The sequence below is a fragment of the Paenibacillus sp. FSL E2-0177 genome, assembly GCF_037992975.1.
Classification (GTDB): Bacteria; Bacillota; Bacilli; order Paenibacillales; family Paenibacillaceae; genus Paenibacillus_AQ; species Paenibacillus_AQ odorifer.
This window is the reverse complement of record NZ_CP150307.1, coordinates 3,510,011-3,536,983: the sequence shown is the minus strand read 5'-3', so window position 1 is coordinate 3,536,983 and position 26,973 is coordinate 3,510,011. Positions and strand designations below refer to the sequence as shown.

Here is a 26,973-nt window from a genome sequence, read left to right as displayed (position 1 = left end):
TATTAAAAGGATGTAATTATAGAACGATACGTATCGTTTCATTTGTTACACTATCTTATATCATTTTCATAAAATTTAAAATAGTTAATTTGAAAATTATTATTTTCTGGATTTAGGCATGCGGTAGATGACGAAAAATAACTTGCGCATACAAAAATTAACGCTTCGGAATGGTCCGAAGCGTTAGTTTTCGTGGATATTTGCAATTAAGGATTCGATGACTGATTAAATATGTGCGATATGTACAATATGATCCTTTTTATTTAAATTTTCACATATAAATCATGGATATCAAAGCTAAGTTAATCATTGTTTTTTCTTTGTTCTTTTTCTCTTGATTTTATCAACTATAAACATAATAAAAATAATAACAAAAATAATTACGATAATTATACCTACTGGTGATTCGAAAAAAATGAGCATGAAAAATAGTAATACCGTCTCCCAAAATGACCAGTCAAAATCAACCATAGGTTCCACCTTTCTAATAATCTTGGCGAAGTGATTAAATTTTAATGTTCGTGGGATTTGTCCCGAGAGTAATACTTGTAAGCGCTCCTATTCTATCTTATCAAGAGTCCCAGGCCACTCATTACATAAGGACGAACAATGTCCACAAGTAAATCGGTCTGATCAGCCTCCCCCTCAATTAACCAAGAAAATGCAGCGCCATAGATCGCTGAACCTGTCATTGCTGAAATGATCTTTGTATGTTGGCGGTCTGCAATATCGTATTTATCCCCTCTCAGAAATATGTTTTCAATGATTTGCTGCAGCATATTTTTCACTTTCTCATCCACCAGCTTAGCAATGGATTTGGAATCCATTCTGCATTTCTGATAAAAATCAACGATGTACTGATGAGTCAACAAGATCAGCTGGTTACATATTTCATCTGAAAACTCCCGTGCATTTATTACTTGTTCAGGAATCATTTGATGAAAAGACTGTTCTGTAAATTCATTGAGTAAAGCATATTTATCTTCATAATGAGCATAAAAAGTAGCCCGGTTTATCGTAGCTTTCTGTGAGATATCTTTTATTGTCATTGAATCAAATCCTTTAGTCTGTAAAAGATTTCTGAAAGCTTCTCTTATTAACAGGCGAGTCCGTATTACTCTCGGATCTTCTTGATGTACCATCTGAATATCCCCTTTCTAAAACATCAATTATCGGAATTTGTTGTCTATGCAACTCTTTTCTTACACTGACGGTTGTAAGCATAAACTTGCCATACTATTATCTTATCAAACAGATGTTGCTTAAACAATCAGTGACTAGTTAGTAGGAAGGAATGATAATAGTGAATATAAAACAAAATAGACTTCTAATATTTGGCGCTGGCGTAATTGGCAGTTTATACGCTCTTAGATTTGCACAATCGGGGTTTGACGTCACTTTACTGGCTCGGGGAAAAAGGCTGGATGAACTTAAGCGGAAGGGTTTGAGATACAACGACAACGGAAGGATAAAGCAACTATCCATTAAGACGGTCGAAAAGCTTGCAGATGATGACATCTATGATTTTATCTTTGTTCCTGTACGATATGATCAGGCAGAATCTGCCCTGTCTGCGATCAAAAATAATCAGAGCAAAACAATAATTACACTGACCAACACTATTGGTTATAATTCCTGGCTAGAGATCGTAGGTGATCGGTTACTTCCAGGTTTCCCTGGTGCAGGTGGAGACATTAAAGAGGATATTTTATACGCTCAATTTGGTTCCAAAACTTATTTTGGTGAAATAAATGGACAAACGACCGAAAGAGTTAAGGAGCTTGCTTTGATATTCGAAACAGCTGAAATGCATTATGAAATACAAAAAGATATTCAAGCATTTCATGTTTCACATGCTGCACTCGCTGCAGTCAACAAGCATTTTTATACGAATGAAGGAATGGTAGATATTGAGACAGCAATAAGTGAAAGCATTCTTAGCAAAGTAGCTACAGATATCAAACAAAATCTTCACTTGGTAGAGCAAGCTGGAATCCCTGTAATCCCGACCGAAACGAAGTCAATGGGAGAATTGATGGAAGAAGAGATTATATCCCGGTATCGGCAGATGCTGAGTGATGAATTTATCATTGATGTTAAGTTTGGAAACCAAGCTATCAGCAGAAAAGCAGAAATAATGTTATTGGATGAAAAGTTTCATGAGAAGTTTTCGTTTTTGTCCAAGCAAATTTTTCCATAAAAGTTATCAAATGAGTTCATAGCCCATATTACTTAATACTAAAACAACGTAAATATGGAGGTGTTAGATTGCCACTGAATCAAGATCAGCAGATCTTTCAACAAAGTACAACAACTCAAAACTGGGGAAATATTCAGGGACAGACCTTAGTTGCGGGCCAGGGTAGCTTGAGAAGAGGAATGAACTATAAGTTAGGCGCACAGGCTATGGCACAAATCAATAATTTATTAAATAAATGGGCTGAATTAAAAATATTGGGGAGTGCCGAAGTTTCACTTCTTCTCCAAGTACAGATACAAACGCCCCTGGATCTATTCGACGAAGCCGGGCTAGCTGGACGACTTCAAGCCGTTCTTAAAGCGGCGGTAGCGGCTGGATTAAGCATGAATATGACCGTTAAAGAGTTATTGAAAATCCTGAAGAATAAACCGTCAGGAAATGGTTTATCCGGTGAATTGATTGAGCTATTGTTAGAAGAATCAGAGCTCGAAGGTTATTTGTACGCCCAATTTGCGGTTGGTTTTATGGCGTATGCCAATTTTGTTATGCTTGGTAATTTACATAAGACAGCTACTCTAGGGGAATCTGGATTCCAATTTGTCTATGAGGCGGGAATGGGATTTATTGCGGGGGGTGGCTATAGAGGTGGCATCAATTTTAAATTCCCCGATCCTGCAAAACTGGTCAATCGTTATGGGAACGGCTTAATTGAGGGCATTGTTAATAAAGCTATTGACACACAGCAGGAACAAGCATTAATGCTCGGTACTATGCTGAGGATAGGAGTGAAATCAGCCTATGAGGTCAGTAGACAATTAAATGAAGGTACCGGGAGCAATACCGAAAAACTAGCGCAAACCGTTCTTACATTTATTGGGGGGCAATTCCAATCGTTGTTCTTCTTGACTATGAATGTGTTCTTTAAGGAAGAGATTCTTCGTTTAATTGGCCTTTCTTCTTTACCAGCTGAACAAACCACAGAAGTCATTCAAACCCTGAAAGGTTTTAATTCTTTTCAGTTAGTGCCGGATAACCATGAAATCTTTGTTCGTTTAGATTCATTATCAGCATTAATTCAAAACGAACAGCTTAAGAAGGAGTTTGTCCGAAGTATTTCTGCTTTGTGGGTATCAGCTTTGTTGCTCCCCCTTGCAGTGGAAGCGGCAGATAAAGCAACCATCCCTACTTTTACGGCACAATTGTCTTACCAACCTCCTCCCGCTGTCAAAAGTGCAATTAATACAGATTTGAACCGTCCGTCTGACACAAATTTGAACCAGGGTGATCTTCTTTCATTTCAACTTGATAAACCTTTGACGATTGCCATTCAACATGTAGATAGCGTTCGGGAGATAGCAGCAATTCTGAAACCTGCCGTTTCAGGAACTGCCCAAGATGCAATGAAGTTCTTATTTAGTCCCTCATTTCCTTCGACTACAGGGGAAAACTCTTATAGATCAACGCTTGGAGCCATAAACCAAGCTTTCGATCATTATGTGGATACGGAAATAAGTGCTAGAAAAACTGCAATCTCGAACACTTTGGCTGGCGAGGAAGAGATTAAGATACTGTTTGAGCAAGCCCTGATTCCCTGCATACAACTGACTTCTGATGTTCTGATTCCAGAGATCGTTAATGGATTTCAAAATTTTGATATGAAAACTATGCAAGAAGCATTATCCAGCGTATTACTCACAATGCTTGGAAGAAGCGTTATTCATGTCATGGACGGAATTCAGACTTCAGTTAATGAACAAATCGAGGGTCTTCTTCGCGAAGCTGCAGGTCAGGCTGCAAATGTTCTTGGACCACTTGGAGCTCAAGATATTTTAAAGAAACCGTTGGAGGCAGCTGTTAAAATTATTGCGGAAATGGTAGCGCCTTTGACACCTGAAGCACAAGAACAGCTTTTTGAAAATGCTCTAAACATATTTACTCCAATAAAAGGTAACGCCGTGGACTTCGCCAACCATTTGCAAAGCGATCCGATGTGGATGCCTCAAATGGCTGAAATAGAAGCAATAGCCAAAATATTGATAAATCATTTAACTGATCATATGATTCAATTCGCTCTAAAACTGATTCCAGCGTTGTTTCAAGCCTTGATCGATGAACTACTCGCCATAATCGAACACTGGCTAAATGAAATAGCCAAGATATTAAATACTATTACCGATTTCATAACTAAGCTGATGCAAGAAAAACTAATGAAAGAACTGATTGAACCGGTAATGGAAATCGCTGAAAAAGCCGCTGACATATTAACGTTTAACATTTTTTCTCTAATCGGTGCCGGTAAAGTAAAAGATGAATTTTTCAAAGGGTTAAGAGGAGCAGTCGAAGCTATAATTCAAGAAGCAATCATCCCTCCTGTTGTTATGACAGTGAAAGAAATCAAGTTCAATCCTCGTAAGCTCGTGGATCTTTGCCGAGACGTTTCCGACTTTACTTTTACAAAATTTTCTGAGATTTTTAACGATTATATTTTTGGGGAGATCCAGAATCAACTTGAAAAAGGTTTAAATATGAAAAATTTCAAATTGGATATTAAAGTCCCGGTTTCTTTTTCGATTGACTTACCATGGCCTTTAGGGTCACAATCCTTTTCTCATACGTTTAGACTTACAGATGTCCTCATTCCGTCATCAATCGTTTTGGACATTGTAATGAATTTAATACGTAACAATCTAAAATTAGGAGGAACATCTGAGTATCTTTTCCAAATGGTTGTAGCAACTATCGATAATTTAAAAAAAGTAGATCAATATAAATTGGATATGGCAGATGCTTTGAAAAAGTATAGTAATTAAAGGAATATTCAAGATTCCATTCCCCTTATATTGCATTTTATAATACAAAAAAGGCAACCAGTCATCCCTGTTTTTTCGGCGACTGGTTGCCTAAATTTGTTATTTTTTGTCCCTGTTCTATTCCTTAACGACTACGGTCATTTCTTTGCTACGTGTGATCCCGCTGCTGTTCGCCAGCTCAGCCAGATTCATCGTGATTTTGAAGCTGCCGTCACCGTCCCAATTATCATTTCCGAAAGCAAAAAGAGCTGGAGCCAAGTGAACTTGGCTCCAGCTCTTTTGTGGTGCTTACAATTCCATTACTCTGTAAATTAAAGCAGCGGCTTCCGCACGTGTGGTCAGGCTCAGTGGTCTGAAGGTACCGTCGGTATAACCGTTGACAATTCCTGTCTCCCGCAGGTACTCAACCGCATCCATCGCGTAAGAACCGATTTGATTCTCATCGGCAAAAGTTGCTGCCTTGCCGGAGATATCCGACTGGAGAGCAGTTAAGCTCAGAGCGCGAAACAGAATAACAGCCATTTCTTGGCGGGAAATAGGTTCTTTTGCGGCAAATACGCCTTCGCTACGTCCGTTAACAAGCTTTAGCGCCTGAGCTGTTGAGACAGCTTGGTAATACCAAGCATTTGAACTCACATCTTTGAAAGTACTGCTACTCTCGGCTTGAAGTTCTAGCGCTGATACTAACAGTTGAACAAATTCCGCTCTTGTAATTTGCCGGGCAGGCTCGAATTTGCCCCCGCCTGTGCCATGAATAAGATCACGGGAAGCCAAAGTTTCCAAGATGACTGTGGAGCCTGAATCAACATCGGAGAAGTGGATATTTGCATTAGCTGCAGCATAGAGTCCAAAATCCCTTGTTGTAAACGTTGTTTTGCCTGTTCCTGATACGTATTTGGAGTTTTTGACCACTTCGGCCACTCCCTCACCGGTAACAGAGTAGACGATGGCTTGATGTGGGACTTCATCAGGGTTTAATTCATATCCAAATGATACCTTCATTGCCGCAGAAGGGCTTAATGTTTCTTTGGACTTACCGTCAACCGTCATTGAGATCCGGAACAAAGCATGCGTTTTCCATTTCTCTTGTAAGGCAACTGGAAGGGTTGACGCATCAACAAAATGGATAGATAGCTCCAACTGCCGGGCACCCTCTGGAATATTCTCACCTAAAGTGTTAATTGGAAGTGTTATTGTGGCAGCACCTGCTTTTACAGTTAGGGAAGTAACATTATCTTTTAGTTCGGGAATGGGCACTTGAAAAGCCACACCACTGGCAGTCGCATCCTCTTCAGCAAGCTCAAGTACTAAAGCTCCATCTTGCACTCCCTTCATCGCTTTTTGGAGTTCTCCTGTGGGAAGCTGTGCAATTTTCATTCCTTCAGCACCGGGTGAACCCTGAATGCGAATACGGCCCGCTGAAATTATATTCACTGGATTAACTATTTTTCCTCCACTACTCTCATTTGTGTTGCCACTATTATTGCTGCCGGACGAATTGCCGGGCGTATCTGTTCCCCCACCTTCTTCACTCCGCACTACATTCAAAGTGTATGTCTTAGTTGTTATGCCGTTCGCAGCGGTAACTTTAACATCGATTCTGTTATCTCCTACCTTAAGCTCACTTCCGCCTGTTACCGTCAATTTGGCTTCTGCATCAGAAGGTGTCCCAGTTACAGCCACCGCTGTCTTGGAAAAGGGCACATTTATTGTATAGGTCAGTTTCTTACGGTCAAACCCAGGGATGTCTGTACCGTCCATACTCAAAACGCTCAAATCGGCATTATCACTCAGTGGGGTCTCTTCTTCACCTTCTACGTTCATAAACTGGAAGGTGCGGAAAAGTGAGGCGTCCTTCGCAGCGCCAATGCCTGATCCCCATTCAATATATCCTTTTCGACCCGCGCCATCATTATCGTTAACCAGCATGGAGAAGCTTAAGATATCGCTCGCCGCTGGACGGATCGGGCTTATTTCGCTCCAAGGTAGTGCCAATGCATATGATGTAACCTTGGTCGCCTCATCTCTGGTCACACTTAAAGTTCCCTTAGTCAACACTCCGGTAGCTGCACCTTTCATAGACAGCCAACGATATATTTGCGGCCCCTCTGGGGTTTGCGAGATTCCGTATTCATACCAGGATTGACTATCGCCCGGTACACCGGGAGCAAGACTGAACTGAATACTGTCATTTTGCCAAATATTAATCCCGGCGGCATTATGGCTGAATACATCATCGCGGATATCGGCGGTCAAATAAATGTGTTCTTCATCCCAGCGTAGTTGCGCTGTTCCACTAAGATCATCCGCACCCTTATATCCGTTGAGCAAAGGGGTTCCGTCCGCAAGATCAATCAGAGCTGGACTTCGTGTATCGGACTGATGCTGCATCCGGTTAATATCTATGTTTTGCTTGAGGTGAACTGTCTCATAACCTTCAAGGTCAACTGTCAACGCAAGAGGATATTTAACCCCTTCAGAGAATCCCGGCAGTGGAATTGAATAAGTAAATCCACTATTTGGGGCAATTTCAGACAATTGCGATTCACTACCGCTGATCTGACCAGTCTCTTCCCCTAGGGTCCAGGAAATCTTTTTAATTCTCAGAGGATCCACACTGGAACTGTTCGTAAATTGAAGTTGTAGCGACATGCCGCCGTTATTACCATCTGTAATATGAGGAGCAATTTTTAAACCTTGAAAATATAGTCGCAGATCATCTACAGGGGCTTCTGGAAGCGTAGCAGGATCAAGTCCGGGTCCATTATAAGCTCCAATATTCGGTGGAGTTGCTGCTGAAACGGGATTGCCCCAGTAGTCCCGCCCACCGTTGTCTGCAATGACAGCACCGGCCCCAAGTGCAGGAGACCCCTCTCTCAGCTTGTAACCGTCCACTGTATTCCAGCCCATTCCGGCGGTGCCCTGAGCAACTAAGAGTGGATTTGCTGTGATAGGATTGGTATTTTCCGGCTCGCTTACTGGATGGTTGCCATATAATAGATTATGGTCGAAGCTACCGTTCACCCCTGGCAGATTATAACCTCCTTGACCAAGGTTGTAGACCAGATTGTTCCTAAAAGAATATGGAGCGTTAATATTTCCTGCGTCATCCCATTCATGATCGATAATTTTGGTGTTTTGCCCAGCTCCGATATAGATAGTATTGTTATAGATTTGTGTATCTGGCGTAACCCCGCCTGCAAAATTAAACGTATGCGTTAGATCATTCTGGCTGATGTTGTATCTGACTACATTGTTAGAGGAGCCTGTCAGCACGCCTGGAGTCAAACGGGCATCGACAAAAAGCATGAATCCGCCTTTGTTGCCATGGCTGTAATTATATTGAACCACACTGTCCATCGTATCGATATCCAGATTGAAGCCTTGACCATCTCCCTCTGGTTTGTTCGTGTTAAAAGACTCATTGAACTGGACGATATTATTCTTGCCGCGAGTCGGCCAAATTGCGGCAGATCCGTTAAACTCGCCTTCTTCGGAATAATTTCCGCCTTCCTCCGCTATGTTATGCTCAATCACCGCTCCATCCGCACCGAAGGTGAGAATACCGTCGCTGTCGGCTTGTTTGACATAATTTCCACGGATCGTAACATTGACCGTAGCATAGTCTGCTCCGTTAAAACGCTGATCCCATACCACAATACCGGTCCGGCCTATCCGTTCCACTGTATTGCCCTCGATCCATACCCCATCGAACTTGTCCGTGCCCGTCGTTCCGCCCACATATACGGAGATACCTCCAAACGCATGTGGGCCACCTTCGGCTCCGGAAACCGTTGGATAACGGAAACTGCTTGATACATCATGGACATAGTTATCCTGAATGCGGATATTACTTAATGTTCCTCCATTAGCATTCTCCACCATAATACCTTCCCGGTAAACACTTCCCCTCTCGGAAGCATAATTAGTGACCTCAAGATCCCGAATCACCCAGTTCGAAGCGTTACGTAGGTATACAGCTGCTCCGGCCATGCCTCCACCGTTGATAATCGGTTTGCTTCCACTCCCATAGGCAGATATTGTAATCGGTTCTTCATCTGTGCCGCTGCCCTTAGGATATAATTGTTCGTTCCAGATTCCACCCTTCTTTAACAAAATACGATCCCCAGCTTCAAAGGTAGTCTGATTCACTACAGAGAAGGTCTTCCAGGCAGTCTCCGGTGTTTTTCCATCGTTGTTGTCGCTGCCTGCAAATGAATCCACATAATATTCTCCGTCTCCACCGCTGCTCCCTCCATCTCCAGGCAAGCGGTTGGATAAAGTGACCGATCCTAGTTGCATCAGCCAGGGTGCGGAATCACCGCTAAGCTCGATTTTTAAATAATGAATGCCGGAAGGTATCCCTTGTGCCGGAGTATAATTCGTCCCAGTCCAAGCCGCATCACCAGTGGCCTGTGGAGGTTCATGAACAACAGAAAGTTCTGTCCAAGTGGATGCATCCGCCGAACCATAGAACTTGATAGTCCCACTAGACCCGGCAAAGGAATGCATGCGGGCTGTGAAATGTTGCAGATTATGCAAATGGTACACGAGTGATTCTGCTGAGTCTGCTGTTCTCACCGCACGAGAATGATCTCCACCAAAAAAAGCGGGATTACTTGTATCTAAAGACCAATTTGTACTGTGTGCATAAAGCTGTGCAATGTCGTCAAGCTCATCAACAATCGTTTGTGGTGCAAGCGACAGATTGGAGAGTGTAAGGTGCCCAAGCTGCATCAGCCAGGTATCGAGGTCACCACTGACTTCAATTTTGAGATAATTGACACCATCCGGCAGCGCCCCCGAGGGTGTATATATTGTTCCGTACCAGCCAGAACCGGTTGCGGTGGGACTGTCGTTGATGGCTGGAAGCTCCGTCCAGATATCTGCATCTGGCGATCCGTAGAACTTGATAACAGCCGTGGAACCAGAGAAATAATACGCTTGAAGCGTAAACGACTGAACTCCAGTCAAAGGGTAAATGGCATAGCCAGTCTCCGTGGAGGTTCTGACCAGCCGGGCTGCATCTCCTCCGAAAAATTGAGGATTACTACTGTCAATCAGCCAGTTCTCGGACCTGTGTTCCGCTGCCGGTAGGGTTGAGAAATCATCGGCATTCGTCTCTTCAGCATGGGCAGAAACGCCCATTACGGGAAGCAGCGCTGTGAAGATCAGCACCATTATAAGCAGTGATTTTGCGAGTTTTTTGAACATTATTGTATTATTCCCCCTTGAACATTTATTGGATGGTATGGTTTGCGAGATCTTCAGCCATCGGGTAATTCCATTCCACGACAGCTTCGGACAGCTTTTCGTCCACAATGGATCTATACTTCTGCTGCGCCAAATTCAGTGCGATGGCATCCTTCACATGATCGAACGGCTGAATAGCTGCATCATCTGCCGACAGGCAGTAAAGTAGGTGGATAGCCCCATTTTCAGTAAACAAACCGCTAAACTCTCCCGGCGCCAGTTGCTCTGCGGTAAGCAATACCTTTGGATTTTCCAGAGCTGCTGTTCGCCGTGAAGCACTTGTTATTTTCACCTCGCCAACGTTTACGCCAAACTCTTTTGCCTGGTCTTGGAAGCCTGTGCCTGAAGAATCTGTTGCTGCTGTCGCTGTTGCTATTGCATGGAGCTTTTCCATTCTTTCTAAGGCTTTTTGCTGATCTTTGTACTCTGTTTCTGGGCCAAAGGGAAGCGTTGCCCATTCCAGACGAATCGTTCCCGGCAGAGAATATTTCGCAATTAGATTTGCTGCATATTCCAATTTCACCTGTTCGTCTGAAATCACGATACTTCCGTTACTGCGCATGGCCTCAATCGTGGCATCCTCAAGGTTGCTCATGTAATAACTGAAATAGGCCTGCGCCTCCAGATGAAGAGGACCATACACCACCTCCTTATTCGCTGCTGCCTGACTCCGCCGATTATTCTCGCGCTCCATCTCCTTGAGAAAACCTTCAAAACTGATATCCGTTACGACTCCTGCTTCTTGAGCAAGCTGTAGCTCCATCCGCTTCGTCAAAAGCTGAGTTTGAGCTGTATTGATCCATTTCTGCATTGGATTTTCGCCGGAATAGTAGGCAGACCAGAAGTCTTTTGAATAGTCGGCGTTGTAAGTTTGTTTAAAATAATCAACAATCAGTGCCCGATTCATTTGAAGATGCCAGTTGAACTCCGCTGCTGTGGCCTCCTGCCCGTTAAGGGTCAGAAGCATTTCTTCTGCTTGTGGAGCTTGCAACTTCTTCGCACCAATCAGCAGCAGGCTTCCTGCTAACAGAGCGGTCAGAATAACGATTAGCTGATTTCTTTTGGAATGAAGTTTTAGAGTCATAAGTTATTTCCTCCTCTCTCATCCTCGATGTTAAGCGCTTTCATTATCTTCGATATTAGACATGTTCACCTTGAAATAACAGGCGAGAAAGCTGCGAAATGGTTTGCCATTTCACGATTTGACTGTAAAGCCCAGTTTTCGCCCCATAAAAAATGCTGCGGAGAATAGAGAAGTTACGTATTCGAACGTGGAATGTTGTACAATGTGCAGGAATTCAGCGCGTTTGTCGGGATTGAGCAGCAGATTGTTGTATATCAAGCATGATATCCATGCAATTACGGGATCAGAGTGATTTATAGAAAAGTCGATTTGCAATCATCACTGATTCAGTGTGTTCCTCAATTTTTTTGATTGTAAAATCATCTAATAAAAACAAAGACAGTCCGGAATTTTCCAGACTGCCTTGCATTGTTCTTAAGACTGATCTGTGCCCGAAAACATACAGAAATTCAAGGCTCCACCTTTGACAATCTCGTCATGTGACAGAGAGTGGTGCTCCCATAGCGATCCGTTCCAGTGGACGGATTTACTGTACACATTGGCGGGGCTGTTGTTCTCTGCTTCAATGATCCATTGCTGCCCATTTTCAAGCTGAATAGTTACCTTATCAAAAAGCGGGCTGCCGAGCACATATTCAGGAATTCCGGGACTTAAAGGGTACAGGCCGATGGCGCTCCAAATAAACCAAGCACCCATGCTGCCGTTATCTTCGTCTCCGGGTAAACCATCCATCTGGCTGCTGAACAGTTCGGCCATGGTTTTGCGGACCCAATATTGCGTTTTGGACAGCACACCCAGTCTGGCAAATATATAAGGAATGTGGAAGCTCGGCTGATTGCTGATGGCAAACTGCCCCAGATCGGCGGAGGCCATTTCTGACATTTCGTGTATTTCCAAACCATAGGATCCCACTTTAAATACCGGTTCCTCGGTCATCAACTGATCCAGACGCTGGACAAAAGCCTCTTCACCACCCATCAGCCCGGCTAGTCCCGGGAAGTCGTGGGGCACTGCCCAGCTCCCCTGCCAAGCCCCGCCTTCACAAAACGGATTACCCCACTCCAGAGGATCAAATACTTCCTGCCAAGTACCGTCCTCATTGCGACCTCTCATAAACCCAACTGTCAGATCAAACAGCAGCTTATAATTCTGTGCCCGAGCCATAAAACGCTCATAATCATCCATTTTGCCAAGTGTTTTGGCCATCTGCGCAATACAGAAATCTCCGTATACATAATCCAACGTGTTGCTTACACTTTCATGGAAACGGTCATGCGGCAGATAACCATGCTGCAAGTACAATTCAAGGCCCCTTCTGCCCAGCTTCTCGTCCACTGATGGACGATCTGCATGCTTCAGAAGACCTTCATACAGTACCTCTGTATCAAATCCGCCGATGCCCTTAACCACGGCATCCGCAGCTGCGGCATCAATCAGTGTGCCGGGCATGGCACTGCGCTCCCCTGGTGACAGCCACTTTGGCAGCCAGCCGCTCTCCTTGTATGCCAATGTCCACGCCTGCATAATCTCACCCAATAAAGATGGGAATAGGATACTGTATAAAGGAAGGCTGGTTCGGTATACATCCCACAGCCCGATATCCGAATACATCGGACCCTGGCAGATGCTGCCGTTAAAGGGGCTGTAATGGATCTGCTCGTTCTGCTCATTATATTCATGCCACGTTCTCGGGAACAGGCAGATTCGGTACATGCAGCTGTAAAAGGTGCGGAGGTTCTCTTCATCTGCGCTTTCAGCAACAATGCGCCCCAACCGTTCTTCCCAGCTTGCCTTTGCTCTATTCAAGATCTCTCCGAAGCTGTCTTCCCCAATCTCTCGGTTCAGATTAAGCAGCGCCTGCTCTCCGCTAATAAAGGAAGTCCCGCACTTCACTCCCACTATGCCAGATTCCGGTGCAGCTATTCCTACGTAAGCGCCCAGTCGTTCGCCAGTCCCTTCATGGGTCTCCAGTGGCTGATAATCTCCGTTAAAGATTCCCGACTCCTCCATGTGAAAATCCCTATCGAACTGGAACACGAAATACATCGCGAAATTATCGGGCACCCCGGCGGTATGGCCTCTTGTGTAGCCGGTGATTCTACGTTTATCCGGCTGGAAGGTGAGATGTGACTCACCTTTCAGAGGTGCTATAATAAGCCTGTTCTGCTGCCTCTCAGCGAAAGTTATTCTTATCGCTGCACAACGTTCGGTTGGAGTCAGCTCCAGCCGGGTGCGGTAACGTTGAAGAAACACATCGAAATAGTGAGGGGACACTTGCATCTCTTCCGTTTTGAAGGAAGAAGAACGTGAACCGGGACTGAGGAGCAGTGGACCTGTCTGCGGCAACAGGGTCAGATGCCCATAATCTCCGATCCACGGGCTGGGCTGATGGGTCAGCCGGATGCCCTCTAGGTGGCGATGGCGCGGGTGGAAGAACCAGGTTCCACCTGCTTCATAGGTTTGCGGGCACCAAGCCGCCATACCAAATGGCATCGCTGTAAGTGGCAGTGTATTGCCATGTGAATACCGGAAATCTGACTCCGTTCCCTGTAATGGATTTACATAATCTAACCAACCCAAATAGATACACTCCTTTAGCCAGTTTTCACCGGCTCTATATTCTCCGCTCTTTACTGATACCGGTTAAGATAATCGGAATACTTGAACATCTCCAGCTTCCACCCGCACAGTCAGTTTTGTAGTTGTGGGTTTCAATAGATTCATTGGTTGAATTTCAGCGCTGCCATCATCAAACCACGGTTCGACAGAAGTATAAACAATACCCAGCGTAACGTCAGCCTTAACCGCCATATCCCCTTCATTATGAACAAAAAGAAATGCCCCTCGGTCCTGCTCACCTTCCCACTCGGAGAGATCCGCGCGGACACCGCCGCTTGCTTGTACATACGGCTGCAGCTTTAGTTCCTTCTGTAATAGATCCCGCACCAGCTGAAGCGTTCCGGGATGTCCATCCTGCCAGTAGGCAGCCGCAAGCAAGGTACCGAACCATACGGCACGCCCGTTGCCATAAGCGGCGGTAGTCAACACAGGCATGCGGTCCTCGGCAAATTCAGCCAGTACCTTCACATGGCTTTCCAGCTCGATATCCGATTTGTAATAGGATCCGTGCGCCGTATCGTCTGCTGCCGATTCCTCCGCCTTGCTATGCTCCATAATATTCCGCAACGGAATCGCTGTCCGTGATTCGAACGCAACCTGATGATAGCTGTGATCCAGGTTCTCAGCGGAATGAATCCAAGTCTCACGGACCCCGAACACCTGGTCAAATCCATAACCGGGCACCGTATAGCTGTGGCAGCCATTCTCTGCCTGAAGTGCACCGAACGAGCATTCCGAAATCAAGATCCCGCCCTTTTCCACCCACTGGCGTAGGATGTCACACAGTTTGCGGTTCAAATATAGAGGATAAGGCATCCACAAGCAGTGGTATTGCTCCAGTGTCTTCACGTTAACATCCGTCTCATGCAGAAATTCAACTTTATAATTGAGCTCATGCAGTAGTTTATGGGCGCCTTGTAAGGAATCGTTGTAGGTGTCCAGATGATCATGTGCCGCAAAGTTAGCAACCTGGTTCTGCGGACTGAACAGAATGGCAATCCCGTCTCCGCGCCGTTTTGCATGCATCAGCTCTTGCTTATTGTTTTGCACCAGCTTATTTAGATGAGCCATATCCTTGTACCATGGGGTTGGACTTCCGTCCAAATATACACTGCCCCATGCAGGGGCCTCCTGTCCCAATATCTCTGGTCTGTACTGCCAGAACAAATATCCCGTGATGCCACGAGCGAGCGGGGTCAGAATATGCCGTTTCATTTCCCGCAGTTCCGGCTGACGCGGCTTCATTGCAGTATTGCCTGGCAAAGCATGAATCTCCGAATTGATAATGGGTTTACCTTTGGCGGCAGAGATCAGTAGATCAGCAGACCAGGCCGAGGACCCAAGGCTATTGCCTGTCAAGTCACAGGGCTCAGCCAGCTTGAAGTCGTCCGAACCCGCTGTAATCATATTAAAGATAGGGGCGGGCACAGTGTGGGCCATAACAGGATGCAAAAGATCCAGTGACTTCACTATATCTACCCGGCTCCGCAGCTCATCCGTTAAAGTACCGGACATGAACAGGCGCCAGTCCACCAGATCATTAAATACGCCTTGTCCACGCGGTGCCTCTACTTCCTCCCAGCTCCCGTAAGTCCGCTGCCATGATTCATTGAGGGCTTCCAAAGTAACATATTTATTTTTTAGCCATTCTTGGAACACCCACAGCGATTGCTCGCAATAACACACCTGGTTGTCAAAAGACAACTTGCGCTTGATTCCTGTGGTTAGTTCAGGCTCATTCCATAAATCCCAGACCCAGAGCGCCGGATGATCCTTAAAAGTCTTCACCGTCTCCGCCAGAAACTTTGCCTTTTCTTCGGCGGCAGCTGGATGATGATAACAGGGCCCCGGCGCTCCGCCGATCTGGCGGCAGTTAATCGCCCTTGGTTCCAGAATGGAACCGTCCGCTGTAACCATTTTGGAATCAGGATATTTTTTATAGAACCAGGCCGGCGCCACGTCGAAAATTACATTCAAAATGACCTTCAAACCATTCCTCTGCGCAATATCCATTAGCTCCTGAATATCATCGAAATGATAGGTCCCTTCTTTGGACACACTCGCGCGCCATTGTACCCAATATTTCACACAATTGAAGCCCTGTCCGGCAATATTGCTTAGGTCTTGTTCCCATTGATCACGGAAGGGGGTCGGGGAACGGTAATATTGAAACCCAAATGGAATAAATGAATCTTGCATCTAGTGTACTCCTCCTACAACGTTCAATTTCGATCTCTCTATGTTTATAAAAGCGCTTACTGCTCTTTTACGCTTAAAGTCTATCACAGTGGATTTTGCAAAAGTTAGGATGGAATCCTATGAAACGGTTTGCGAAGCTGTTGAAATGTTTGATCCTTACGCTACGTGGCAGTCACTGCGCAGAGTCACCGGGGAATATACTGCGAAATCGTTTGCGATCCTGACAACCTCAGAAATTATACCTCCTCTTTAAGAGGTTTCATGTTTATAATGGCTGTAAGACATATTAGAAACTACTTCGAGGTGAAGCCAATGTTGAAAGCGCTTGTAGTGGATGACGAATATCTGGTCCGCATGGGCATCACCCAGACCATAGACTGGGCAGAATACAACGTCGAGATCATAGGAGAAGCCAGCAATGGCGAGGAAGGATTGGAGCTTGCCCTAGTGCACCGTCCAGATGTGATCATTACCGATATTCGTATGCCGTATATGAACGGTCTTGAGCTCATCGAAAAAATACGGGAACAGGACATGCTCGTAGGGATTGTCGTGCTCAGCGGTTATGACGAATTTCAATATGCGCAGGCTGCTTTGCGTTATGGCGCCTCCACCTATTTGCTAAAGCCCATTAATATAGAAGAACTTGCAAATACAGTTCGAAGCGTCGGGGATGAAATCCTTGGCAAAAAGCAACTCTCCAAGCGGTATTCACAGCTTAATGAGGAATTGGCCTCGATCTCCAAGCAGTTCTGGCAGGATTTGCTGCATGACCAACTGCATGACGAAGAGTTTATTTCAAATAAGATAAAATTACTGGAACTGCAATTGGAACCTGGAAAAGCTATCCTACCGCTGTCCATTACCTTTCCTCCTGATAACGGCCTTCAAGGAAATACTGTAGGCAAAGCGCTGGAGGATGCAGCGGCGACTATTCTGGAAGCGCATTCTTTTGAGCAACTGTGTCTATTCCGGGACAGCCATCTGGAGTGGGTTATGATCCTTCGGACCGGGGAACCAGAGCTGGCCGGAGATTCTGCACGAAAATTGGGCAAACAACTATCTGAATGGAGCCAACAGCACTTCGGCCAGGCCTTAAGCGTCGGCATAGGTAAACCTGCGGGAGAATGGAACGGGATCGTAGATTCATACCGGCAGGCTGTACTTGCTGCGCAGCGTGCCCTTTCTGGCATTGAACGTGTGCTGTATGCTGAAGAAGAGGCTGGGGCTCGGTGCCGGCGTGAAATCAGGGACGCACTCGCTTTTATTCGGGAGCACTATGCCGGAAACATTACCGTTGAGATGGTTGCTGCGGCGGTCTTCGTCAGTCCAACCCATTTGATGCATCTATTCCGTAAAGATCTGAACAAAACCTTTTACGAATGTCTGACGGAATACCGTATCGAGGAAGCCAAACGTATGCTGCGCAATCCGAAGTATCGGGTGTACGAGGTTGGCAATCAGGTCGGCTTCACCGACTCCAAATATTTTAGCCAGATCTTCAAAAAAATGACGGGCATCCCGCCGAGTGAATATGCAAAAACCTATGGGTAAGCGGAGACTAGCCAACCGGATGGATTCCTGGATGAGGCGGTTCAAGATCAAAAGCCGGATTGTTGTTGTTCTGTTAGCAGGACTGTCTCTGCATCTGGTGCTGATGCTCGTTATTTTCAATTTTTATTCCTATACCTACCTGCAAAAGGATCTGTACCGCCATATCGTTCAGACTCAGCGCCAAATTGGGCTTAGCGTGGAGCTCATGGTCGATGACATTCAAATGTTGTTTCTGCGGTTTCTGGTGAACAGTGATATCTACCAAATCATCAATAATGATTCCCTGCCGTCAGCTGATAAGGAATCGCGAATCGGAGCTATCATCGACGGTATGCTGGCCCAGAACGACCTGGTGGGTAACGTGATTATCAGCACCAACGATAATATGCTTTATTCTTACCAGTCTAAGGAGCAGATGCTGGAGGTGCCTGAAGCCCTGTTCATCAAACGAATTCAGGAGAGCAGCATGCCTGTTGTCGGTGAGATCAAACGGGATGGAGAAGGCAATGCGTATATTCCATTCGGCCAGCAGTTCCGCAATTTCAATACAGGGCAAAATATCGGGGTCGTGATCATTTATGTCAGGGAGGCTGCTTTGGCGGACCTGTATTCCTCCAGCTTCACTGGCATCGGCTACTCCTTCCTGACTTCCGACAATCGGATTATTTCTCACCCCGACAAACGGCTCTTGGGCAATTTTTTGGAGGAAAACGCCCCTCTTCGCCCAGGTAAAAAAGAAGGCTATCGTACCTGGTCAGATAACGGAAATTCCTACATCATTGCTACTTATCCTTTGAATCCCCGGTTGGAGACACTTGGGGTCAGCTGGGAATTCACCAGTGTGATTTCCAATCACAAACTGCTCTCGGGAATCGCCAAAGGCAATCAAAATGCGCTTCTGTTCGCCAGTGTTACCTTTATTGTGCTGCTGATTTTTTCCTTCTATCTGGCAGCCAAAATCACCCGTCCACTGCTGAACTTGAAGAAGAAGCTGAGCCTGTTTGGCAAAAAAGATCTGGCCGCTGTTTATGAACAGCGCGGTCAGGTTGATGAGATTTTTCAGCTTGAGAACAGCTACTATCAGATGGTGGAGCGGATCAGCCAATTAATGCTGGAGAAAGATGAGGAGAAAGAAAAGCAACGGAAAGCTGAGCTGACCGCACTTCAATCACAGATCAATCCCCATTTTCTCTACAACACACTGGATGCAATTGCCTGGATTGCCCGACTGAAGAAGCAGCCCGATATCGAACGGCTGATTTCTTCATTAGCTACCTTTTTTCGAATCAGCCTGCATAAAGGCGACAAGTTCGTGACCGTGGACGAAGAAATCCGCTTGGTGCAGAGTTTTGTGACAGTTGAGCAAATGAGGTTTCCGGATAAGTTCGAGATTGAATACGAGATTGAGGAATCGCTGCGCAAGGTTCGCATTCTGAAGCTGATTCTTCAGCCTATTGCAGAGAATGCGATCAAACACGGCATCAGCGAGAAACGCGGGATGGGCCGAATCTGGATTAAAGGCGAATTAGTGGCAGATGAGATTCGCTTCACAGTGACTGATGACGGGGTGGGATTTTCCAACGGTGCGACGCTTAGCCAAGCCAAGGAAGATGTGTTGTTTCAGAGCGGGTATGGACTAAGAAATGTGGACGAACGAATTAAACTGGAATATGGTCCTCAATATGGTTTAAGTATCTCCAGCACACCGGGGCAAGGCACCACAGTTACGATCAACTTGAAGAAGGAACTGCCCAATTAGCGAATTTAGTTTATAAATGCGGACATAACAAAGAAATCGATCCTTTTTGAGTGGGTAGGCGGGACTTCTACTTTGCTTAAAAAGACGATTTCTTGTTTTATTCTGAGTAGTGGCAAATTAAAGATACTTTCGAGAATTATAGGTGCTTTAGTTGTATTTAATACAGCTAAAGCACCCTTTTTTTGCAGCGAGCAGAAGTTTAAGTGTATTTGGTACATCTATACGTTCCAATTCTGTTGGCAGCAACTAACTTTCCGAATAATAAGTGTACTGAATACAACTATATCTTACTTCATCCGTTTATTGCCCACGCTAGATGTATGAAATACACTTCGGTTAGCGATTTTCATGATTCAGACTCCATCTTATCTTAGTCTTTCATTGTTGAATTAATCTTCAGGTACAACTGCTTCAGTGGATTACCTATACTGCCGCTAAGCACTGAGATCAGCAGCCAGAACACTATGAACACTACGATGTTCAGGGCGAGCATTAAATACTTAAACGTTCGCAGCTCTGCATTCATGCCATCTGCTGAGATATAGGTGACAATCCGCTCTGCCGATTCCGGTAGTGGATAGAGCAAAATCAGGCCGTCAGCCGTTTCCCGCTCCAGCAGATCTGCATCACCTCTGCCTGTACTATTTTGATCGATACCCTGTGTCACTGGCTCAGCCAAGGTAGCTTTTTCCGAAGTAACTAGTGCTGCTTTGATCTCCTGCAGTCGCTCCTTCGGGACATCGGCAGCACTCAATAGCTTCCCGTTTCCGGTCAGTAGGTAAACTTCATTTTCCCCGTAGATTGTATTCTCGCCAGATAGGTAGAAGCTGTAAAGCTTGTCAATCTCCACTTCGAGCGAGAGCAGACCGAGGACGTCTCCCATCGAACCCTTAATTTTTACTTCAAGCAACAGACGGTCGCGCAGATCCGAAGGTGCATTCATTAGATGCTCCCGGTTCAGCACCGTCCAGCGCAAAGCCTGCTCTCGGTTATTTAGAAATTGTTCCATCCCTGGTTCTTTTTTGATCTCTGCAAAGGGCAGCAACCCGGAAACATTGCTCGAGGAGTAAGTTCCCCCTGCTTCTCCCCAAATGTAAATGCCGAGAATGTCACTACTGGAAGAACGTATGCCCTCAAGTATCGGAGAGATTGCCCCGTCATATGTTGGTTTTTTCAGCGCATTCTGCACCACCTGGTTGTTGGATATAAGCTTCGAGGTCTCCTCCAGCCAGTTCATGAACAGAAGTGTGTTCTTATGCTGCTGGCCAGTGTACTGAACGGATAGCTGCCGCAGCATGTCAAGGCTTCTATGCTCCATAGTACGGTACAGAATGAAGCTCGAAGCGACAATATAGACAGTAATGAACAACACCAGGACTAGGCGGATATTGCGGCCGAACGATCTGAACATATGACTTCCCCATCCCCCTCCGGTGTATGAATCATGAAAACAAAATCAACTGAAATCAGACTAACAGCTAAGGTGACTAATGTCGATCTCCTTGTAAAAGGAACCCTCATCTGTCTCATGCACTTCATGATTAGGCAGAATTATTGTAATTGCCGATCCGGCTTGCCAAAAAGCTTTCATGTGGAAGATCTCCTGTCCTGTTACTGAACGGATCTCCCATTTGATGTTTATTGGGCCGATACTTGTACTTACGGTTCCGCTGGCCTGCCGCAGTTCTCCATAGTGGGGCTTTATAGTTATTCCCTCTATTCCTTGTTGGACACCCAATATCCCTCTGGTGAACTCAGTGATCGGCAGTGCGCTCCATGCGTGGCAGTCACTTCTGGTGCCGGTTGAATCTATTTCTGGAAGTGTAGTGAGATTAAGCTCCAACTGCTTCAACCACCGTGTCCATAGTCCGAACGAGCGGTCATACATTCCGCATTTCTCTAGCGCGCGGAATAGATAGTAGCTCATCGGCAACGAAAGCTTAGCCAGTGATGTGTCTGTTAACGTTGACTCCAGCAGTGCCGCCCCTTCTACAACATCCACTGTGCCCGCCAAAACCGCCCAGACCTGCGTGTGCTGGCTATGCTGCGTTCCCGCAGTTGCCTCCGGACTGTCGCGGAACAGCAGACTGTTCGTTAGCCGGCAGCAATCCATTACCGCAGCGTTGACCGCCGCTTTGCGTTGACGCAGTTCACCAGCAATCTGTGTCCAACCGCTGGCTGCAAGCAATTCAGCCGCTTGCTCCAGCGCGGCCGCATACATCAGGCTCAGTACGGTTGCGGGTGCATCATCCGTACAATCCGGTGCGCCGAGCGGCCATTCCTCCACCCAATCGAAGTAATTCCAATATTGGCGGGGCGTTCTGTCCACCAGACCCTCCGGAGTCAGATGTTGATCGAACCAGTCCAGCACAGATAACAGCGCTAACCGGTACTGATTCACCAAGGCCATATCCCCGAAGGATCTGTAGTGGTCATGAATCATTCCGATCCAATATAGGGAGAAGGAAGGAATGACCTGCGGCAGCACTGAGGGATAGCGACTTTGCAGCATCCCGTTTGGTAGCTGAGAGGCCTTATAATCTTCCATAGCTCTCCGCGCTAACCGGTCGTCCCCTGATAATAGGTACGTAAACTCCATCATCAGTTTGGTATCCATGGTATACTGCAGCTGTTCATAATACGGAGTATCCTCGTAGGTCTCATGCATGCAGCGCTGAAGTGTTCGTATACTGAGCTCCCATAGTTGGTTATATTGTTCATCGGAGCAGTGAAAGTTTCCTTCCGGCTGCAGTGGATATCCGGTCTCCCTATAGCTAAAGCTGGAAATCGTTAGAGGCTCGACACCAGCCTGCACTTCCAGCCGTACATAGCGGAAGGTACGGAACCAGAACGGTTCGTAGATTTCCATCCGCGCAGAGATGCCGTAACCTGCCGGGTGATAGCTGTCGTAACCGCCTCTTAATACATGTTCCTTCGTATTATCGCGGACAGCTTTGCGGCGAATCTCATCATCCCCCGTTTCTTCTTCATAACACTCAGCGCATAGTAGGGTAATCCGGCTACCTTTGCCTCCAAGAAGTCTAAGCTGCAAATACCCTGTGGTTAGCTCGCCAGCATCCAACTCCAACCAAAAATGTTGCCCTGCTTCTATTGTTATTCCAGCGGAAGGCAGTACTGCGTTGGGTGAAGCGCCGCCATCTCCATTTCGCAGCTCCAGACTATGCCCTTCCTCAAAAAAGGCATGCCCTTCCCCGCTGCTGCTGCGCATCAGCTTCAGAAAAAATTGCTCCCGCTCATACAACAGCGGAATCGGACGCCGGGCCAGCTGCCAAGGGGTTAATTGGCCATATTCATCCCGCACCGGTTGCACAATTCCGGTAGCAAGCCAGGCACTGTCATCATATTCGGGCAGTGTCCAATCCAGCAGCGCTTCGACACCCTCCACCTCTTCCAGTCCACCCATCCAGCGTATGATCGGAAACTGCTGGAGCTTATAGCTGCGATCCTTAATACTTTTCCATGAGCTATCCGTATTTAGCTCCTGTACTAGCTGCCCGCCTTGTGTAACTGCCGCTTCCACAAGCAGCCCGCCTTTTTGCGAGCGCCAGACGGACAAAGGTCCGTCTTCACCCAGTTCAAAGGGCGTAGTCCCTGCATAATGAACGACCATAACAGCAAGCACATTTAAACCTGGTTGTAGAACATTGTCCAGACTGAATTCTTCATAATACTGTATATGACCATGTCCTTTACAAGGACCGGCCCATAAACGCTGCCCATTGACGAACAGCCTGTAGCGGCTGTCTGCGGTAATGGCCACATCCAGGGTGCAGGTCTTTCCGATACCAGCTGGCAGTTCGAACACTCTGCGAAAGTACGCACGCTCGTGCTGCTGTTCCCTATCCGCTGATCCTTGCTCCTCCTGCGGCCAGATCCAGCGTGCTCCCCAGTGTCCCCATTCTTTTGCTGCCATGTTATGCATATCTCCTTTATCTCATTTAAGTAGTTAAGGCAATCTACGCAGAAACGGCATCGCCGCCCTTCAGAAGGACGACGTCGCCGTTGGTCTGCGTTTTATTTAACCTTATCGAGATAATCACGTTGGAATTCTTCGGCAGCCCTATCCAAGATCTGTTGCGGATCTGCGTTCTTGTCCGTCAGTACGGTTTGCAGTACGATATCCAGCTTTTGGTACAATTCCTGTGCGTTGACTGGTTCTTCCGCCCGCATGCCTTTGCTGCCATTGTCCATATAATCACGGAACAAATCCAGATTGACGTTGTTGTATTTGTCGAGAATCTTTTGTTCTTCTCCAATCCGTTTCTCATCAGTCCAAATCCGCAGCCCGTAAGGCCCTACGATCAGCCCTTGATCGCTCAGTGTCTTCTTCTCAATATCCCAACCGGTCAGTGCCTCTTCAGAGGACTCTGGTGTAAATCCGTAGGTTATTAGCCATTTGAATCCGGCATCAATCTGCTCAGGTGTTACATTAGGCGAGAACATATATAGGCCGCCACCGAGCAGGGTTACAGGTTTCCCGATTGGTCCTACTGGAAGCGCGGACATTGCCACATTGTCCTTGGACATCTTAGTCTGTTGCTGGATGACCGGTGACCAGTCATTCGTGCCGAAGCTCATAGCGACCTGATCGGTTCCGAACAAGCGGAACATATCGTTCGTAACATCGACCAGATTGTTGTCGGGCAGTACATCATATTTCCATTTTAAGTCCTTCACATATTGCAGGGCCGCTGCTGCTTCCGGCGAATTGAACACCGCCTGCCATTTCCCGTCTACCTGTTTTTCAAATTCTGCTCCGTATGCCCAGGCAATGTTCATGAACATCCAACCGCCTTGACCACTTTTTGTAGGCAAGAACATTCCGGCTTTACCGGTCTTTTGTTTAATAATCTGCGCAGTTTCTGCTAGCTCTTCATATGTTTTAGGAAATTTAGGAATCCCCTTGTCGTCCAGCAGTCCAGCCTCCTTGAAAAGATTCATATTGTAGAGCATACCGATGACGTATCCGTCCTTCGGAATCCCATAATACTTGTCGTCCTTGGTAACCATTTTCAGCAGATCTGGATTGATCGCCTTGTCGTAGCCATATTTTTTCATCGTATCCGTTATGTCAGCCGCGTAATTTGCCTTGATGATTTTGCTTGTTTCTGTAAAAAAGGTTTCGTATACCGTCGGAAGCTGGCCGCTGGCCGCTTTTGGCAGGAATGAGCTGACGTCATACCCCCATTCATCTTTGTCCACAATAATTTCCGGATAATTGGCTTTCATCTTCGCCATGACCTGCTCATACTGGGCGATTTTGGCTTCCTCATTCGGCTTTGGCCAGTTACTGACCTTGATCGTCACCTGTTGATTGCCCGCTGTCTCCGTCTTTCCTCCGGCATTCTTCTCATTGGAGCCGCCTCCGCAGCCAGCCAGTCCGGCAGAAAAAAGCAGCGTAAGTGCCAGTGTAGCTGTCAGGTTCTTGGTGTGTCCTTTTTTCAATGTAATTCCCCCTAGTCTTATTGTTAAAGCATTCTTCGCAACATGTAAAGCGCTTTCTTTTTGAATCTGAAATCATCTTAACATGCACCTTCTGCAGCACCCTACGGGGCAAAACTGTGAAATGGTTTGTGATCGGGTGATGTTACCCTTTAATACTGCCGCCGAAGGATTGCCCGTTCATAATGTACTTTTGGAAAAAAATAAACAGGATAATCGGCGGCAGAATCGCAAAAGTCAACGCAATAAACTGTATGTCCTGCGGCAATGTCGCCTTCAGATTGTAAATAGCCACAATGACCGACCAGGTCGATTTATCCTTCAGCACCATAAAGGGCCAGAAGAAGTCCTGCCAGACACTGTTCATCGTAAGGATTGTAATTGTAGCCATAACTGGTCCGCTGAGCGGGAGAATGACTCGAATAAAAATACCGATGGTGCTCGCTCCGTCAATTTTGGCTGCTTCCAGCAGCGCTTGTGGGATGGTATCGAAAAAGTTTTTGAAGATCAGAATTACCACCGGATTCACAGCAGCCATAAACCACATCGGCCAGTAAGTATTGGTCAGGTTCAAGTGCAACAGCGGAAAATCAATCAGATTCTTAAACAGCGGCACCATGCCCACTGTATTCGGCACCATCATGGTCCACACGATCAGGGCAAACAGCAGGGCACTGCCCCGCGGCTTTAGCTTGGAGAAGAAATATCCGGCCAGTCCGTTAAAAGTAAGGCAGAACAGTACAGAACCTGCGGCCAGATAAGCCGTATTCAGATAATAACTGAGGAAGTTAAACTCCTGCCAGGTCTCCCATAGCTTGCCAACATTGAACGAGCGGGGGATCAGGGTGGGCGGGATTGCATAAAACTCTTTGATGTCCTTCAGACTTGAGACCATAATCCAGACCGGAGGCAAAATACAGACAGCGGCCAGCACAATCATCAGAATGAACATGCACCAATACAGCAGGCGCACCCAAGGTGATCTGTATTCTATATTGCCGATAATGCCATATGCTTCTTTAGTTTTCATAGCTTCTACTCCCTGTTCAATTTCTTATCCAGCCGGAAATAAATAATGGTAAGCACCATCAGGACTAGAAAAGTAATAACCCCGAGCGCCATTGAATGGCCTGCTTCAAAACTCCGGAACGCATAATAATAGCTTTGCAGCATCAAGGTCATTGAGGCATTGTTCGGTCCACCCTCAGTCATTACCAGGGGTTCATTGAAGATCTGGAATACACCGCTGATCTGCAAAATCATCATCAGTCCGATCATGCTAGAGATTTGCGGAATGGTGATACTTTTGAATCTCCGCCATACATTCGCACCGTCAATCGAGGCTGCTTCGTACAGATCATGATTAATACTCTGTAGACTTGCCAGATAAAGCAGCACTGTTCCCCCGAAATTTCGCCAGGTAATCGTGAAGATAATCAGCATTATCGTCATTTGCGGATCCTGAAGCCATTGCTGCACCGGAAATCCCATGGCACTCAGCATAATATTCAGCACGCCACCCTTTCCGGGTTCAAACAAAAACATCCATAACATCGAAGCGGCAATGCCGGGAACCATACTCGGAAAAAAGACCGAAAAGCGAAAAAATGACTTCCCATGTCTCAATTCATTAATCACGACAGCGACAATAATGGGTACGGCAAAACCGATCAGTAGTGACCAGAACACATACACAAAAGAGTTGGTCAATGTCTGTTGAAACGCCGAGTTCTGTATAACATCCTTGTAATTCTGCATTCCGGCGAAGCTTACGGCATTATAACCCTCAGTATTGAAAAAAGAGAGCACAATGCCCTTCACGAGCGGCTGCCAGGAAAAAAAGAAAAAGGCAAACAGTGTGGGTACAATTAATATCCAGGATGACCAATCTTTGAATAAACGCCGTACAGGATAACCTTTCTTTTTCTCTGTCATTAAAGGATTTAGTTCACTGGTTTTTCCAATCATGCTCCTGTCCTTCCTTCCTCCCGGAATCAAGCTTTAATCCGGTCAGGCGTTGTATAGTTGTTAT

General features: G+C 46.1%; 15 protein-coding genes. 4 read left to right on the top strand and 11 right to left on the bottom strand.

Annotated features, from left to right (window positions below; genetic code table 11):
• Positions 1-563: 563 nt before the first annotated feature.
• On the bottom strand, positions 564-1,142 hold the full coding sequence (locus MHI25_RS15830; RefSeq protein WP_340393524.1) for a TetR/AcrR family transcriptional regulator: 579 nt from the start codon (positions 1,140-1,142) through the stop codon (positions 564-566).
• 161 nt (positions 1,143-1,303) lie between these two features.
• On the opposite strand from MHI25_RS15830, the gene MHI25_RS15825 reads away from it, so the two are divergent.
• On the top strand, positions 1,304-2,200 hold the full coding sequence (locus MHI25_RS15825) for a 2-dehydropantoate 2-reductase N-terminal domain-containing protein (RefSeq protein ID WP_340393523.1): 897 nt from the start codon (positions 1,304-1,306) through the stop codon (positions 2,198-2,200).
• Between the two features lie 68 nt (positions 2,201-2,268).
• Positions 2,269-5,010, top strand: coding sequence for a hypothetical protein (locus MHI25_RS15820; RefSeq protein WP_340393521.1), 2,742 nt, complete (start codon positions 2,269-2,271; stop codon positions 5,008-5,010).
• 117 nt (positions 5,011-5,127) lie between these two features.
• On the opposite strand, the gene MHI25_RS15815 is transcribed toward MHI25_RS15820, so the two are convergent.
• From MHI25_RS15815 to MHI25_RS15795, 5 genes are all read right to left on the bottom strand, one after another.
• On the bottom strand, positions 5,128-5,268 hold the full coding sequence (locus tag MHI25_RS15815; protein ID WP_179086266.1) for a hypothetical protein: 141 nt from the start codon (positions 5,266-5,268) through the stop codon (positions 5,128-5,130).
• A gap of 30 nt (positions 5,269-5,298) precedes the next feature.
• A complete protein-coding gene (locus tag MHI25_RS15810; protein WP_340393518.1) occupies positions 5,299-10,224 on the bottom strand; it encodes an S-layer homology domain-containing protein in 4,926 nt (1,641 codons plus the stop codon).
• Between the two features lie 25 nt (positions 10,225-10,249).
• Positions 10,250-11,347, bottom strand: a complete 1,098-nt coding sequence (locus MHI25_RS15805) for a hypothetical protein (protein WP_076184648.1) — start codon at positions 11,345-11,347, stop codon at positions 10,250-10,252.
• 414 nt (positions 11,348-11,761) lie between these two features.
• Positions 11,762-13,927 carry a GH92 family glycosyl hydrolase gene (locus MHI25_RS15800; protein WP_340393516.1) on the bottom strand — a complete coding sequence of 722 codons (2,166 nt, stop codon included), beginning with the start codon at positions 13,925-13,927 and terminating at the stop codon, positions 11,762-11,764.
• A gap of 63 nt (positions 13,928-13,990) precedes the next feature.
• On the bottom strand, positions 13,991-16,165 hold the full coding sequence (locus MHI25_RS15795; protein ID WP_340393514.1) for an alpha-amylase family protein: 2,175 nt from the start codon (positions 16,163-16,165) through the stop codon (positions 13,991-13,993).
• Positions 16,166-16,435: 270 nt separating this feature from the next.
• On the opposite strand from MHI25_RS15795, the gene MHI25_RS15790 reads away from it, so the two are divergent.
• Together MHI25_RS15790 and MHI25_RS15785 are read left to right on the top strand one after the other, a co-directional pair.
• Positions 16,436-17,719 (top strand): response regulator, encoded by a 1,284-nt coding sequence (locus MHI25_RS15790; protein ID WP_076218693.1) that lies wholly within the window; start codon positions 16,436-16,438, stop codon positions 17,717-17,719.
• Between the two features lie 31 nt (positions 17,720-17,750).
• Positions 17,751-19,478 carry a sensor histidine kinase gene (locus tag MHI25_RS15785; RefSeq protein ID WP_340393512.1) on the top strand — a complete coding sequence of 576 codons (1,728 nt, stop codon included), beginning with the start codon at positions 17,751-17,753 and terminating at the stop codon, positions 19,476-19,478.
• 370 nt (positions 19,479-19,848) lie between these two features.
• On the opposite strand, the gene MHI25_RS15780 is transcribed toward MHI25_RS15785, so the two are convergent.
• From MHI25_RS15780 to MHI25_RS15760, 5 genes are all read right to left on the bottom strand, one after another.
• A complete protein-coding gene (locus MHI25_RS15780; protein ID WP_340393510.1) occupies positions 19,849-20,889 on the bottom strand; it encodes a hypothetical protein in 1,041 nt (346 codons plus the stop codon).
• Positions 20,890-20,949: 60 nt separating this feature from the next.
• Positions 20,950-23,412: a hypothetical protein gene (locus MHI25_RS15775; RefSeq protein WP_340393508.1), complete on the bottom strand. Its 2,463-nt coding sequence runs from the start codon at positions 23,410-23,412 to the stop codon at positions 20,950-20,952.
• A gap of 101 nt (positions 23,413-23,513) precedes the next feature.
• The gene (locus MHI25_RS15770) at positions 23,514-24,944 is read right to left on the bottom strand and encodes a hypothetical protein (protein WP_339248739.1); all 1,431 of its coding nucleotides are present in this window, start codon (positions 24,942-24,944) and stop codon (positions 23,514-23,516) included.
• Positions 24,945-25,086: 142 nt separating this feature from the next.
• Positions 25,087-25,971, bottom strand: coding sequence for a carbohydrate ABC transporter permease (locus MHI25_RS15765; RefSeq protein WP_051490964.1), 885 nt, complete (start codon positions 25,969-25,971; stop codon positions 25,087-25,089).
• 5 nt (positions 25,972-25,976) lie between these two features.
• Positions 25,977-26,909, bottom strand: a complete 933-nt coding sequence (locus tag MHI25_RS15760; protein ID WP_081386316.1) for a sugar ABC transporter permease — start codon at positions 26,907-26,909, stop codon at positions 25,977-25,979.
• Positions 26,910-26,973: the final 64 nt, after the last annotated feature.

Bases quoted from the DNA above. Each gene is read 5' to 3' on its own strand.
- MHI25_RS15830 (WP_340393524.1), bottom strand. From the start codon at position 1,142: ATGGTACATCAAGAAGATCCGAGAGTAATACGGACTCGCCTGTTAATA.
- MHI25_RS15810 (WP_340393518.1), bottom strand. From the start codon at position 10,224: ATGTTCAAAAAACTCGCAAAATCACTGCTTATAATGGTGCTGATCTTC.
- MHI25_RS15805 (WP_076184648.1), bottom strand. From the start codon at position 11,347: ATGACTCTAAAACTTCATTCCAAAAGAAATCAGCTAATCGTTATTCTG.
- MHI25_RS15795 (WP_340393514.1), bottom strand. From the start codon at position 16,165: ATGCAAGATTCATTTATTCCATTTGGGTTTCAATATTACCGTTCCCCG.
- MHI25_RS15790 (WP_076218693.1), top strand. From the start codon at position 16,436: ATGGCTGTAAGACATATTAGAAACTACTTCGAGGTGAAGCCAATGTTG.
- MHI25_RS15785 (WP_340393512.1), top strand. From the start codon at position 17,751: ATGAGGCGGTTCAAGATCAAAAGCCGGATTGTTGTTGTTCTGTTAGCA.
- MHI25_RS15780 (WP_340393510.1), bottom strand. From the start codon at position 20,889: ATGTTCAGATCGTTCGGCCGCAATATCCGCCTAGTCCTGGTGTTGTTC.
- MHI25_RS15775 (WP_340393508.1), bottom strand. From the start codon at position 23,412: ATGGCAGCAAAAGAATGGGGACACTGGGGAGCACGCTGGATCTGGCCG.
- MHI25_RS15765 (WP_051490964.1), bottom strand. From the start codon at position 25,971: ATGAAAACTAAAGAAGCATATGGCATTATCGGCAATATAGAATACAGA.
- MHI25_RS15760 (WP_081386316.1), bottom strand. From the start codon at position 26,909: ATGATTGGAAAAACCAGTGAACTAAATCCTTTAATGACAGAGAAAAAG.